General features: G+C 31.9%; 14 protein-coding genes. 3 read left to right on the forward strand and 11 right to left on the reverse strand.

The window, feature by feature from the left end; translation table 11 throughout:
• Positions 1-255 precede the first annotated feature (255 nt).
• The 7 genes from G7034_RS03485 to G7034_RS03515 form a co-directional block, all read right to left on the reverse strand.
• Positions 256-1041 (reverse strand): zinc ribbon domain-containing protein, encoded by a 786-nt coding sequence (locus tag G7034_RS03485; RefSeq protein ID WP_166399576.1) that lies wholly within the window; start codon positions 1039-1041, stop codon positions 256-258.
• Positions 1042-1043: 2 nt separating this feature from the next.
• Positions 1044-2159, reverse strand: coding sequence for a Nif3-like dinuclear metal center hexameric protein (locus G7034_RS03490; RefSeq protein WP_166399577.1), 1116 nt, complete (start codon positions 2157-2159; stop codon positions 1044-1046).
• A gap of 17 nt (positions 2160-2176) precedes the next feature.
• The gene (locus tag G7034_RS03495; RefSeq protein ID WP_166399578.1) at positions 2177-3472 is read right to left on the reverse strand and encodes a glycosyltransferase family 4 protein; all 1296 of its coding nucleotides are present in this window, start codon (positions 3470-3472) and stop codon (positions 2177-2179) included.
• Positions 3473-3486: 14 nt separating this feature from the next.
• A complete protein-coding gene (locus G7034_RS03500) occupies positions 3487-5913 on the reverse strand; it encodes a YfhO family protein (RefSeq protein WP_166399579.1) in 2427 nt (808 codons plus the stop codon).
• A 3-nt stretch (positions 5914-5916) separates the two neighbouring features.
• Entirely contained in the window at positions 5917-6192 is a 276-nt protein-coding gene (locus G7034_RS03505; protein WP_166399580.1) for a DUF4834 family protein, read from the reverse strand.
• A 128-nt stretch (positions 6193-6320) separates the two neighbouring features.
• Positions 6321-7355, reverse strand: a complete 1035-nt coding sequence (locus G7034_RS03510) for an RluA family pseudouridine synthase (protein WP_166399581.1) — start codon at positions 7353-7355, stop codon at positions 6321-6323.
• Positions 7356-7964, reverse strand: a complete 609-nt coding sequence (locus tag G7034_RS03515) for a PASTA domain-containing protein (protein WP_317163723.1) — start codon at positions 7962-7964, stop codon at positions 7356-7358. It abuts the gene before it with no gap.
• 483 nt (positions 7965-8447) lie between these two features.
• On the opposite strand from G7034_RS03515, the gene G7034_RS03520 reads away from it, so the two are divergent.
• On the forward strand, positions 8448-8807 hold the full coding sequence (locus tag G7034_RS03520) for a toxin-antitoxin system YwqK family antitoxin (protein ID WP_166399583.1): 360 nt from the start codon (positions 8448-8450) through the stop codon (positions 8805-8807).
• A gap of 171 nt (positions 8808-8978) precedes the next feature.
• On the opposite strand, the gene G7034_RS03525 is transcribed toward G7034_RS03520, so the two are convergent.
• The 4 genes from G7034_RS03525 to G7034_RS03540 form a co-directional block, all read right to left on the reverse strand.
• Positions 8979-9791 carry a septal ring lytic transglycosylase RlpA family protein gene (locus G7034_RS03525; RefSeq protein WP_166399584.1) on the reverse strand — a complete coding sequence of 271 codons (813 nt, stop codon included), beginning with the start codon at positions 9789-9791 and terminating at the stop codon, positions 8979-8981.
• 93 nt (positions 9792-9884) lie between these two features.
• Positions 9885-10838, reverse strand: coding sequence for a D-2-hydroxyacid dehydrogenase (locus G7034_RS03530; protein WP_166399585.1), 954 nt, complete (start codon positions 10836-10838; stop codon positions 9885-9887).
• A gap of 30 nt (positions 10839-10868) precedes the next feature.
• Entirely contained in the window at positions 10869-11933 is a 1065-nt protein-coding gene (gene serC, locus G7034_RS03535; RefSeq protein ID WP_166399586.1) for a 3-phosphoserine/phosphohydroxythreonine transaminase, read from the reverse strand.
• 20 nt (positions 11934-11953) lie between these two features.
• Positions 11954-13012, reverse strand: a complete 1059-nt coding sequence (locus G7034_RS03540) for an acyl-CoA reductase (RefSeq protein ID WP_166399587.1) — start codon at positions 13010-13012, stop codon at positions 11954-11956.
• 60 nt (positions 13013-13072) lie between these two features.
• Here G7034_RS03540 and G7034_RS03545 point away from each other — a divergent pair, with 60 nt between their 5' ends.
• Positions 13073-13426 carry a 4Fe-4S dicluster domain-containing protein gene (locus G7034_RS03545; protein ID WP_166399588.1) on the forward strand — a complete coding sequence of 118 codons (354 nt, stop codon included), beginning with the start codon at positions 13073-13075 and terminating at the stop codon, positions 13424-13426.
• A 121-nt stretch (positions 13427-13547) separates the two neighbouring features.
• The gene (locus tag G7034_RS03550; RefSeq protein ID WP_166399589.1) at positions 13548-14144 is read left to right on the forward strand and encodes a coiled-coil domain-containing protein; all 597 of its coding nucleotides are present in this window, start codon (positions 13548-13550) and stop codon (positions 14142-14144) included.
• Position 14145 lies beyond the last annotated feature (1 nt).

Genomic DNA, 14145 nt, shown 5'->3' on the forward strand with positions numbered 1-14145 from the left:
CAATACTTAAAATGATATTTTAAGAGTTTCAGGCTTTTTCTTGATAAATTCGTATCAAATATAGATAATTTAACGGATTTATAAAAATATTTGAACAGCTATATTAGTATCATTTTATAACATTGAACAATTAATGAAAACTTAGAATAATTAACTGGAACGCTTGAGTTTATTGGTTAAAATAAGTTACCTATAGAACAAAATAGGGCTAATCTTTATCAGATTAGCCCTATAATGAATGATTATAAAGTTGTACTATTTCGTCAACTTACTAAACATTTTCTCCATTTTGTCTTCTTCTTCTTGAGCCAGTTCTTGATCCACAAGAATTCTTCCAGAGTGCTCGTCGGTCATTACTTTCCTTCGCGCTGCAATTTCAACTTGAACCTGAGGAGGAATAGTAAAAAAGGAACCTCCAGACGCTCCACGCTCAATGGTTACAACAGCCAGTCCGTTTTTTACACTAGAACGAATTCGATCGTAAGCATTTACTAGACGTTCTTCAATAGATTTCTTTAACTCTTCTGCTTTCTTTTGAAGCGCTTCCTCTTCCTTTACCGTTTCTTGAAGAATACCATCTAATTCTTGACGTTTGTGCTCTAAATGTTTTGCTTTTTCGTCGATTACTTGTTGTGCTTCTTCAATTTTTACGCTTTTATGTTCAATTTGCGCAGAAAATTCTCGAATGTGCTTTTCAGCAAGCTCAATTTCTAGTTCTTGGTATTCAACTTCTTTAGATAAAGAATCAAATTCTCTGTTATTCCTAACATTATCTTGTTGTTCTTTATATTTTTTTATTTTGTTTTTAGCTTCTTCAATAAAATTCTTTCGATCAGCTATTTTACTGTGAAGTTCTTCTAGGTTATCTTTGAATTTATCAATTCTCTTTTTAAGACCTTCTACCTCTGCGTCAAGGTCTTCAACCTCAAGTGGCAATTCTCCGCGCATATTTCTAATTTCGTCAATGCGTGAATCAACAAGCTGTAAATCGTATAAAGCTCTTAGTTTTTCTTCTACTGTAAACTCTTTTTTCTTTGCCATATTTAAAAATATTGTACCGGGTTGGTATTTACTTCTGAAATTAAAACCTTGGCATTTTCCAAGGCAGGTGCAAAATTAATTATTTTTTTTGTAAGATAAGCACTTATAAGCGGTTTTGTGTATTGTTCACTCTCATAATGACCAATATCCAGCATAAGTATTTGATTTTCTGATTTATAGAAATCATGATATTTAAAATCTGAGCTTACATAAGCGTCTGCTTTATGGTTTATTGCATCATTTATGGCAAATGCTCCACTTCCACCAAGCACAGCAACGCGCTTTATTGGTTTATCTAACAAACCTGAATGCCTAATAACATGAAGATTAAAGCTTGTTTTTAAGTGATTTAAAAAATCTAGTTCGTTCATTGGTTTTTCAAATTCTCCTAACATTCCCATTCCTCTTTGTGGATGAGTGTTTTCTAAGGTACTCACTTCATAGGCAACTTCTTCATAAGGATGAGCTTTCTTCATTGCTTGAAGAATTTGATGTTGCTTATGTGGTTCAAAAGTAAAGTTTAATTGATGCTCTTGCACTATTTCACGCTTTCCTTTTTCTCCGAGGTTAGGGTTTGAATCGCTATTTCCTTTAAAACTTCCTTGTCCTTCTATACTAAAGCTACATTCATCATAATTGCCAATAGTTCCAGCTCCTGCTTGAAAAAGAGCTTCTTGTAATTGTGAAGTATGGCTTTTAGGTACATGTATGACCAATTTTTTTATTTGCTTATGTTTAGGAATTAAAATCTGTTGTTTCTTCAGGCCTATTCGGTTACAAATTTCATGATTCACCCCCTTATGCACATTATCTAAGGCTGTGTGAATAGCATAAATATTTATCTGGTGCTGAATAGCTTTAATCACTACTCGCTCTACATAATTCTTCCCAGTAAGTTTTTTTAGTCCAGAAAAAATAATGGGATGAAAAGTAAGAATTAGATTACATTTCTTCTTAATCGCTTCATCTACAACACTTTCTAAGCAATCTAAAGTGATTAAAATTCCATTTACTTCAGCCTCAGCTTTGCCTACCAAAAGCCCAACATTATCAAAATCTTCGGCTAAGGATAGTGGTGCTAATTCTTCTATAATTCTTGAAACATCTTTTACTTTCATAAACTTTGAATTTTAAATTAGTTTGTATTTGGAATAATGGCCGCTAATTTCTGGGTTAATTGTTTTCTGCTATAGTCCTCAATTTGCGTTGAAGCGACTTCTAGTTTTTCTTTCAAAAATAAGGAAAGTAATTTTTTTAAGTGATTTTTTATTCCGTCGTAATCGGCATAATCAAAACAAACCCCCGCATTGGTGTGGGCTAAAATTTTTCTTACCTCCCAATTTTTTGGACCAATTGCAAGAATAGGCCGTTTTGCGCTCATATACTCAAAAAGTTTTGCAGGAATAATACCTCTTGTCTCGGGTTGATTCTTTTCAATAAGCACTAAAACCTGTTTTTGTTCTTGCTTTTTAAGAGCTTCTTCATGAGGCAAATAATCAGTGATTGTAAGAAATTCTTGTAATCCATGCTTAGCTATAGAACCGATTACATTAGTTGCTGTTTTACCAATAAGATTTAATTCAAAAAAAGCAGCAAAATCTTGATTTTCTTCAACTAAATCAGAAAAAACTTTCCATAAAACAATAGGGTTTCGTTCGCTCATTAACGAACCTATGTGGGCAAATGTAAAATGTTCATCCAACTCTGGTTGCTCTTGGTAAGGACGATCATCAAAGCCATTGGTAATTAAGTGCACAGGAACCAAAGTTTTCTTCTGAAATTCCTCTTTTGTTATAGAGCTAGTAACAATAATTTGATTAGCGTGGTGAAGAACATCTGCCTCTAAGGCTTTGTGTTTTTCTTTTGAAACTTCTGTTAATTTAAGCTCATCGTGGTAACTTATGGTCGTCCAAGGGTCTCTAAAATCTGTAATCCAATGCAAAGATTGATGTTCTTTTTTTAAACCCAAACCAATTAAATGTAAACTATGCGGTGGACCAGAAGTTATTATGGTATCAATTTTTTCGTTTTTTAAAATGCGATTAATTTCCTTAATAGAAGGCTTCACCCAAAACTTTCGTGCGTCAGGAATAAAAAAATTTCCCCTAACGTACAGCATTATTTGTTCAAGCTTAGTCTGCTTTTTTGTTTCTGAAATTATTCCTGAACTTAACTTATTGGTTTTACTTTTTGTAACTAGCTTAGCTAACGAATAAGGCTCAAGGATTTTCTTTTTAAACACTTTGATTTCCTTAGGAACTTCTCTTAACAAGCTAGAGTCTTCAATTGGATAGTTTGGGTTTTCTGGTATAAAAACAAAGGGTTGAATATTGAATTGAGGTAGGTATTTAACAAACTTTAGCCAACGCTGAACTCCCGGCCCTCCTGCAGGTGGCCAATAATAAGTTACAATAAGTACTTTTTTTTTCATCTGAAAGATTTAAACTACTCTTCCTTAGAAGACTTCCATACTCGAAATACGCCAAATCCAATTAAAATCAAAACCAAAAGGCTTGAGGCTAAAGTAATTTTACTTCCTATTTGAACTACTTGCGGAACAAAAGTAAACTCTATTTTTCCTTCTCCTTTAGGGAGCTCTAAACCGCGTAATAGGTAGTTTACTCTAAAGTGATTAACTTCCTGGTTATTGATTTTTACTTGCCACCCGGGTTTGTAATAGGATTCTGAAAATACAGCAATTTGTTTTTTGTCTGCTGAATAGGAATAAGTTAAACGATTAGGTTGATGTGTATCAAGCTCAATTTGAGCTTTTTCTGAAGCCTTAAATGATTCTGTTGAAATCATATCTTTAAACTCCTTATTAATTATAGCTTGGTTTTTTGAATCGAATTCATTCAGTGCTAAAATCTCTTCATTAGCATTGTTTACCCAAATAATATCATTAACAAACCAAGCGTTTCCATTGGCATAAGTATTCTCTTGAACTAATAATTGATCATCTTCAGGGTAGATTTCATATTTTAGGTTGAGCATGTTTAAGACTTCTTGATTTCCTTTTACTATATGAAAATCAAAAACATCTTGGATGCGTTGAGGTTTTGCCGCATGATACCCCCCTAAAGAATGATGAAAATACGAGGCTCTAGCTGAATTGAATGGATTTGTACTTAAGTCTAAAACACGGTAACGAGATTCATCTTTTTTAATTTGTAAATCGGCTTCATTAGCTGTAAAAGGTCTTTCCATATTATGCTTAGGAACAAAATCTGAAGCATTTATGTAACGCTGATTAACAAAGATTAAGTCGCCAGCAATTAAAACACCTATTCCTATTAACAAAAACTGACTTTTCAATTTGTTTTTTATGAAAAAGTAAACTAATGCGGCTGTTGCAATAATAAAAAATAGAGAGCGTAAAGCATCATTGAAAAAAAGTGATTTCCTGTCTTCTTTTAAAGCTCGCATAAGTTGAGGCCCAAAAGACTGATTTAACTGAGTATCTTGCGCTCCAGAAAAAGTAAACAAATGAGAACCAAATACAGCAAATAAAAGTGTTAATCCACCAAGAATTAAAATTGAATTTTTTAGAGCTTTTGTTTTAACTTCATTAGATGTAGTAGTGGACAATAATTTTGTTAGGCCTAGAACAGCTAATACAGGAACACAAAGTTCTACAATTACCTGCACCGATGAAACAGCTCTAAATTTGTTATATAAAGGAAAGTAATCAATAAAAAACTTGGTAAGCCAAGCAAAATTATCTCCCCAAGAAAGCAACAAACTAAAAACAGCACCTCCTAAAAGCCAATATTTATGATGCCCCTTAACTAGAAAAATAGCTAAAACAAACAAAAACAAAAGGCTTGCACCTAAATAAGCTGGTGCAGCTACATAAGTTTGCGGCCCCCAATAGGTAGGTAAACCTTTGATGTATTCTAAAGCTTGATGATTAGGTACGCCAAGCTGAATTAACTCTTCGTAAAAGTTACTATTTTGAGTTAAATCTTGGCTACTACTTCCTCCTTTAAAATTAGGAATAAGTAAATTAAAAGATTCTAAAATTCCATAACTATACTCAGTAATATATTCGTAAGAAAGGCCCGAGCTACTAGCCTTTTTTTCTTTGCCATCTTGATTAATACTTAAAATTGCAGGCCCTCGAGTAGAATGCTCTGCATACTCTGCAGTAGCCATTAAATTAGTAGCATTTAAACCCAAAGCCACAACTACAGCAATAACCATTAATCCAATGCTTTTAAAAAAGTGAGGGATTTCTTTTAGTTGAAAAAAATGATAAGCATAAGCTAGACCTAAACTAATACACAATAACATCAAGTAGAAGGTCATTTGAAAGTGATTAGCTACTAATTCTAATCCCATACCTACTATAAGCAAAATACTTCCCCAAAAATAATTTTTATTAAAAATACTTATAATTCCTGCCAAAACTAAGGGCATATAGGCAATAGCATGCGCTTTTGCATTATGTCCAACACCAAGTATAACAATCAAATAAGTAGAAAAACCAAAAGCTAATGCTCCAATTAAAGCTGTTTTCGGATCAATTTTTAAAACTAAGAACAAAATGTAAATTCCGATGAAATAAATAAATAAGTAATCGGCTGGACGTGGTAAAAAGCGGATTACACGATCTAGTTCTTTAATGTAATTATGAGGATAATTAGCACCTACTTGATAAGTTGGCATCCCCCCAAAAGCATTATCCATCCAATAAGGTTCTTGGCTGGTGCTTTTAATAAATTCTTTTTGCTGCTGAAACATTCCAACGTGTTGCTTTATATCACTTTGCTCAATTACTTTTCCTTGTAAAACGGGATAAAAATAAGCTATAGAAAGTACAATAAAGCACAGAAGAACAAGCGTATGAGGTAAGACTTTTTTATAATTCATAAGTTAATCAATCTCTTCGTAATCAATATATTCTCCTACTTGATGATTTTTTTTAGTTTTTAATTTAGTATCATTTTTTTGTGATGGGCTGGTGTTTGTTGACTTATTAAAATGATCACGGTACCTGTTCTGGAATTCTTGATTAAATCGCTTTTCTAAACTATTTCTAAATTTAGTAGCCATCAATTTTAATAAAATTGGCCAAAGCCATTTGGCTATTATTCGTATAAAAAAATAGAAAAGTAAGAAGTATAAAAAGTATTTCAAAAACTCATCCATAAACACAAATTAGAAACACAAAAATAGTATTCTTATTTTTCTAAAAACAATAAATTAGACTAAACTTATCACGAACTACTTATTGTCTTAATGGTTAAAGCAATAAGGTAGCTTTGCAGATTGTAAAATTACAGCTGGCTAGATTTGGCATATCTGCGCCATTTTTCCATACAACTAAGCATATCTTCTGGAACAGGGGTTTCAAAACTCATCCATTTCCCTGTTTCAGGATGTTCAAAACCTAATGTTTTGGCATGCAAGGCTTGACGAGGTAACACCTTGAAACAATTTTCAACAAATTGTTTGTACTTCGAAAAAGCAGTTCCTTTTAAAACTTTGTTTCCTCCGTATCGTTCATCATTAAAAAGCGTATGACCAATATGTTTCATATGAACGCGTATTTGATGTGTACGTCCAGTTTCAAGTTTACAAGAAACTAGAGTAACATAAGTAAATCGTTCTAATACTTTGTAATGGGTTACTGCAGGTTTACCTAAATCAGCTTCCTCGCCTTCATAAACCATATTTTGCATGCGGTTATTAGGGTTTCTACCAATATTCCCTTCAATTTTTCCTTCCTCCTCTTCTACTCTTCCCCAAACCAAAGCCACATATTCACGCTGACTAGTTTTATTGAAAAACTGTTTAGACAAATGAGACATTGCGTGTTCGGTCTTAGCTACTACTAACAAACCAGTGGTATCTTTATCAATTCGATGAACTAGGCCAGGACGTTCTGAAGAATTTAATGGAAGTTTTTCAAAATGATGAACTAATCCGTTAATTAGCGTTCCCGAGTAATTACCATGTCCTGGATGAACAACCATACCTGCAGGTTTGTTAACTACCAATAATGAATCATCCTCATAAACAATGTCTAGTGGAATATCTTCAGGTATAAGCTGACTTTCATAAGGTGGATATGATAACAGAACTTTTACCTCATCACCAGCCTTTACCTTGTGGTTCTGTTTAACAGGAGTTCCGTTAACATAAATATTTCCGTCTTTAGCAGCATTTTGAATTTTATTCCGCGTAGCATTTTCAATAAAATTCATTAAAAACTTATCTACTCTTAAAGGGTCTTGACCTTTAGCAGCATTAAAGTGATGATGTTCAAAAAGGTGGTCTTCCTGTTGATTATTGTGTTCTTCTAAATTCATTTAATTAGTTTCTGTATCTTCAAGATTTTGTAAAGTTTTATTTAAATCTTCATTCAAATTCTCTTTTATTTCGGGAACAACTTTTTCATTAAAATCTAAAGAACCATCAGAAACAAGTATATCAATAACTGAATTTTTTGTAATGTAATCTCCAGGCGAAATAGTATCTTCTTCATGAAGTAAGTGAAGTACAATCCCCTTAGCAAAATAAGGAGTTTCAATAATTTCACCTACTTTTAATCCCATTGATTTTAAAGAGGGTTCAACTTGCCTCAATGTTCTATTGATGAAAAGATCTGGAATTTGAACTTTAGCATAATCGCCAGGATTTAGTGTTAAGTAAATTTTCCGTTGTTTTTTTACCTTAGTGCCAACTTTAGGAATATGGTCTATAACCGAATACGGAGGGAAATCTGGATTATAACTAGCTGAATCTAAAACTTCATAACGCAAATCCATTTCTTTTAATTTTTTATCTACAATGTCTAAATCAAACTTTTTAAGGTTAGGAACTTCTATATAATCCTGATGATTGGTAGAAACCTTGAGCCACTGCAAACCTAGAAAAACCAGTAAAACCATAGCTATTAAAGCTAAAATTAGTTGCACAAGAAATGTTTTACTGAAGATAAATTTAAAAAAATTCATAGTTAATAAATGTTCAACAAAAGTAAGTATTTTATTTATGCTACACCTTTAAGCTGCTATAAAAATTAATTTATATCAGTTCATATTTATAAATTGACTACTGACAAGAAAGATATTTAATATATAGGCGTTTTGGCCTTATAAAACAAGAGTAATATTTTCAATTTCGGTTAATATTCATTTTAACGAAATTTATTTACTCAATGATAAAATTATTTCTCTAAAGCATTAACATCATTATGGAGTAGCTAAAAAACCTTCAGTTTTTAAGTTAGATAGATTTTGAATAGTTATAAGTGCATAATTAGACAACAATAAAGATGAAGTTGTTTAATATTTAATATGTTGATTTTCAATATATTAAAATCTCAATGTAAATTTAATGTTAAGCTAATGTTTTTTAAACGTAAATTTTTACTATATTTGCTTATAAATAAAAAAGATATGAAAACATTTAGCACGCTTGTAATGGTATTTTTAATGAGTTTTACACTTTTTGCTCAGTCCGAAAGTAACCATGTGAAGAAAGAGAAAGTTGGAGATTTAGAAAAAGTGACTATTTTTTATGATAGTGGTGAAATACAACAAATAGGATATTTTAAAAGCAAAAAACCTCATGGAGAGTGGAAATTTTTTGACAAGGAAGGCAATAAACTTGTTAAAGCTACTTATGAGAAAGGAAATAAAGTTGGAAAATGGTTTTTTTGGAACGATGGAGTTTTATCTGAAGTAGATTACAAAAAAAATAAGATTGTAAAAGTTAATACTTGGGGTAAAGTAAACTCTCAACTAGTAATTAATTAAAAAATGTTACAATTTTTAAAAAAGCGTCTTCAAAGACGCTTTTTTTTTGCTTAAAAATAAGTTGCATAAGAATAGACCATCATTTTTTAATTTTTAGGTTGAAAAGTTTACTGTGACTATTGTCTAAAAACTCTTTTGATAGTCAAACTTTATTTTGGTTCTGCAAATCATTTAAGATTTTGTCATATCAACTATAAAAGCTCCTTCGTATGTTATTTCAACTTCTTTCTTAAAACGCACAGCTGAATCACGATTAGAAAACTGACCTAAAATGACTGTATAAACACGACCAGCATTATTTGATTTAGACTGAACGGTAATATCTTCCTTAAAGGTAGTTTTTAACTCAGCTGTAAATCGCATCAAATTTATCATTTCTCTAAAACTTCCAATTTGAACTCCATAAAAATTTGGTTCAATTTGCCTTGTATCAATACTAAAAAATTCTACCCCAGTATAAATTGAAGTTTGAGCAGGTGTTGTTTTTTCAGTTTCAAAATTTTTCTGGCTCTGTTGTTTGTTTTCATTTTTCTTTGCTTGAACAAGCGTTCCCTTTTTGTTTGATTCAACTTTTTCAAGAACATCGTTTTTTTCTTGTTTTATGCTAGAATTCTTCAAGGAAGAAGAACTTGCAGTATCTTTATTAATCACTTCAATTTCAACTTCTGTTACGCCTTCACCTAAAAAATCTAATTCTTTAGCTACCGATTTACTTAAATCAATAATTCTACCTCTAATAAAAGGACCACGATCATTTATGATAACCACAGCTTGTTTCATGTTTTTGAGATTAGTCACCTTTAATTTAGTACCAAATGCTAAAGTTCTATGAGCAGCCGTAGCTTTAGCTTGTTGAAAGATTTCTCCACTTGAAGTCTTTCTCCCTTCAAATTTATCATCATAATAAGAAGCTTTTCCTTTTTGAACTTGAGCCTGAATAGCTATCGAACAAAGTATAAAAAGAAGTAATATGTTATTTTTCATTAGTTATTATTTCGTAGGTTAAAACTGAAAACCTGCATTTTTGAATTCTTATCAAAATTACAGGTTTCTTTCTAAATAATTAGCGAATAAATTTTATTTTCTATCTAATGCAATAATTTGATCTGCTAACTCAATTCCTATTCGTGCTTGAGCCTCAAGCGTTGCTCCTCCAATATGAGGACTTAATGAAAGTTTTGGATTCATTAAAAGTTTAATAGGGGGAGTGGGTTCGTTTTCAAACACATCTAAAGCAGCGTAAGCAATTTCATCATTTCCTAAAGCTACATCTAAAGCTACTTCATCTACTACTCCGCCTCTTGCTGTATTGACAATAACGGCAGAATTTTTCATCATTTCTAATTCAGTTTTCCCAATGACATATTCTTTCTGCTTAGGGACGTGCAAACTAATATAATCTGAATGTTTCAGTAAATCTTCAAATGAAGTAGTTTTTACTTCAAAAGAAAGTTCTTGACCATCAAAAAATTGTAATTCTATTTTTGCTTTTTCAACCACAGGGTCATGAGCCATTAGCTTCATCCCAAGTCCAATAGCTTTTTTAGCAACAGCTTGTCCAATTCTTCCAAAGCCAATAATTCCCATGGTTTTACCTGCTAATTCTGTACCACCGGCACAAGCTTTTTTAAGCTGCTTAAACTTCTGGTCTCCTTCTAAAGGCATATCTCTGTTAGTATTATGCAAATTTCTTGAAAGTCCAAGGATATGAGCCATCACTAACTCAGCCACACTTTCTGAAGAGGCTGCAGGTGTGTTGATCACCTCAACTCCTTTAGATTTTGCGTAATCCACATCAATATTATCTAGGCCAACTCCTCCTCTACCAATAATTTTCAATCCAGAAACTTGGTCAATAAGTTCTTTTCTTACTTGGGTAGCACTCCTTACTAAAATGACATCAATAGCATTTTCATTCATGTAATTAGCCAATTGTTCTTGCGCTACTTTTACGGTTTCTACTTGATGACCTGCTTTTTCTAGTACTTCAATTCCTTCTGGAGAAACTCCGTCGTTTGCTAAAATTTTCATTTTTCTAATATTTATAATTTTTTAAGGGACTTATGCTGTTCTTTCTAATTCTTTCATAACATCTACTAAAACCTGAACACTTTCTAGAGGAAGTGCATTATACATGGAAGCCCGGTAACCTCCTACACTTCGGTGGCCATTAATTCCGTTTAAGTTAGCTTGTTTAGCCATTTCATCAAACTTCGACTTTAAGGCTTCATCCTTTAGCGTAAAAGTTGCATTCATTGCAGATCGGTCTTCCTTGACTGCAAATCCTTCAAATAATGGATTTCGATCAATTTCAGTATAAATTAAATCGGCCTTTTCTTTGTTTTTCTTTTCAATAGCAGATACACCTCCTTCTTGTTTTAACCATTCCAAAGTCAACATAGAAACATAGACTGAAAAAACAGGAGGCGTATTGAACATGCTATCTTTACTAATCATGGTTTGGTAATCTAACATAGAAGGAATAGCTCTTGAAACTTTTCCTAGAATGTCATTTTTAACCACTACCAAAGTTGCTCCTGCTGGGCCCATATTTTTTTGTGCACCGGCATAAATTAAATCGAAATAAGAAAAATCGATAGCTCTTGAAAATATATCACTACTCATGTCGCAAACCACTGGAGCATCTACTTGAGGAAAATCTTTAATTTGCGTTCCAAAAATGGTATTATTGGAAGTGATATGAAGGTAATTAGCATCTGAAGGTACCGTAAAAGACTTAGGAATATAATTGTAATTTTTATCTTTTGAAGAAGCAACAACGTCCACTTCTCCTAACAATTTAGCTTCTTTAATGGCTTTAGCCGACCAAGTGCCGGTATCTAAATATGCGGCTTTAGATTCAAGTAAATTGTAAGCCGTCATTAAAAACTGATAACTAGCTCCCCCTTGAAGAAACAAAGCGGTGTATTCATTTGGATTAAGATTTAAGTGAGCTAAAGCCAATGTTCTAGCTTTTTCCATAATCTCAACAAAAGCTTTACTTCTATGCGAAATTTCTAAAATAGACAATCCTGAATTATCAAGATCCATAACTGCTTTAGAGGCTTTATTAAATACTGATTTTGGGAGAATACAAGGACCCGCACTAAAATTATGCTGCATCATTTTTTTGGTTTTTAAAACTATTATATTTTCAATAAAAATGCTAAAGTATTAATATTATCTGCATAATCCCAAAGATTTGGCTGTTGAGTTTCCCCAAATTCAATTACATCTCCAAAATAAATCTCATTTTTAGACACAATACACTGAATATCATCATTTTGCAACTGAAGTCTTTCAGATAATTTTTTCTTATTCTTATACCTTTCATAAAAGATACAGCCTATAGGGGAACTCAATGAAGTATCTTCTTTTAAAATAACAAAGTTGTTATCTAATAATGCCACTTGACTCATTAAATAAACCGCCTTATTATAATCGTAATTATTTACGTATTTATGATGATTTAATAGCGAAGAATAAGCATATATTGCTTCAAAAAAAGCTTTAAAATCATAGTCTTCTGGAACGTATAATTTTGAAACACTTCTGCAACCAAGTCCAAAATACCTAAACATGTCTTCGCCTAATTTTTCAAGCTCTTCAGGAGTTTCGTTGCCTTCTAAAATGGCAATTGAATTTCTGTTTTTTCGAATTATACTAGGGTAATTCCTAAAATAATAATCAAAATACCTAGACGTATTGTTGCTTCCCGTGGCAATTACAGCGTCAAAATCATCTAAACGCTCTTTTTTGATTTCAATATGGGTCTTAAAATAAGCATCTTTTTCAGCTAAAAAATCAATAATAAAAGGGAGTAAAAGTGAATCATTAGAAGAAGGTTTTATGCGTAAATAATGCCCCACTATACTCACACAAATAAAATCGTGAAAGCCTACCAAAGGTATATTTCCTGCCATTATAATACCTACTTTTTTAGGCGAAACTTCATTAAATTCATAATTTTCTAACCACTTAGAAAAGTGTTCTTCGGTTAAAACAGAAGCCCAAGATTGAAGCGAATGTTTCAGTTGTTCTAGAGTAAACCAAGCATTATGATGTTTAGCATTCAATAAAAGGTCATGAAATTTAATTAACTCGTGATTTTGAGATGAATATATTTCACTTTCATTTAGATCAAGGTAAGAATTGAAGAAATTTCCTAATTGAATAAAAGCATTTTTTCTGTTAAGTAAATCCATTTGTGTTGTCTGTTGGGCTTTAATTTTTTAATTTTGTAAAAGTACATAAAACCAGAAAAAATGGCTATTAAAATAACAGATGAATGTATAAATTGTGGCGCCTGTGAACCAGAATGCCCCAATACAGCAATATATGAGGGTGCAGATGATTGGCGTTATTCCGATGGAACCGATTTAGAAGGCGACATTGTTTTGCCTAATGGAAAAAAGGCTAATGCTGATGAAGCGCAAGAACCCATAGATGATGAAGTATATTATATTGTTGCAGATAAATGTACAGAATGCATGGGCTTCCATGAAGAACCTCAATGTGCAGCAGTTTGTCCAGTTGATTGTTGTGTTCCAGATGAAGAACACGAAGAAACTGAAGAAGAGTTGCTAGGCAAACAATCCTATATGCATAAGGATAGTTAAATGAGTTAGGTTTGAATAAAATCCGTTTCAATTATTGAAGCGGATTTTATTTTGTAAAAATACCTACTTTAAACAATGTCCTCAAAAAATATCTTTACTTTTGAAATTAAAATTATTACTAATGAAAAATATTTTTTTCTTTTTAGGTTTTAGTATAATCGTATTTCAATTTAACTTGAATGCGCAAGAAGAAACCCCACAAAATTTACTTGAAACCTATGATCAAATTATTGATAAGGCTAATAATTGGGAAGACTACAAAATGGTCAAAAAACCCCAGCTTAACAACTTTAGAAATAATTTATCTAAAAAGTTAGATGAATTAGAGAAAGAGATAGAAAATCATGACAATCAATTAAAAAAGAAAGAAAAAAAAATTGTTGATTTACACAACCAACTCGAAACATCGCAAACTAATCTAGAAAAAATTACAGCACAAAAAAATCAAATTTTATTTTTTGGCTCAGCATTAAGTAAGGGTGTTTATCAAGCTACGATGTGGGGAATTGTTGGTGTTCTTGTAGTCATTTTAATTTTAATTATCCTTAGATTTAAAGTGAATAGCAATACTACTACCCATGCAAAAAAACAACTTGAAGCAGTTGAAAAAGAGTTTGAAGATTATAAAAGAAAGGCGCTAGAGAAACAACAAAAATTAGGAAGAGAATTGCAGGATCAGAAGAATTTGGTTAACAAACTCAAAGCTAATAAACAATAAT

It is taken from the genome of Psychroflexus maritimus (assembly GCF_011089875.1).
Classification (GTDB): Bacteria; Bacteroidota; Bacteroidia; order Flavobacteriales; family Flavobacteriaceae; genus Psychroflexus; species Psychroflexus maritimus.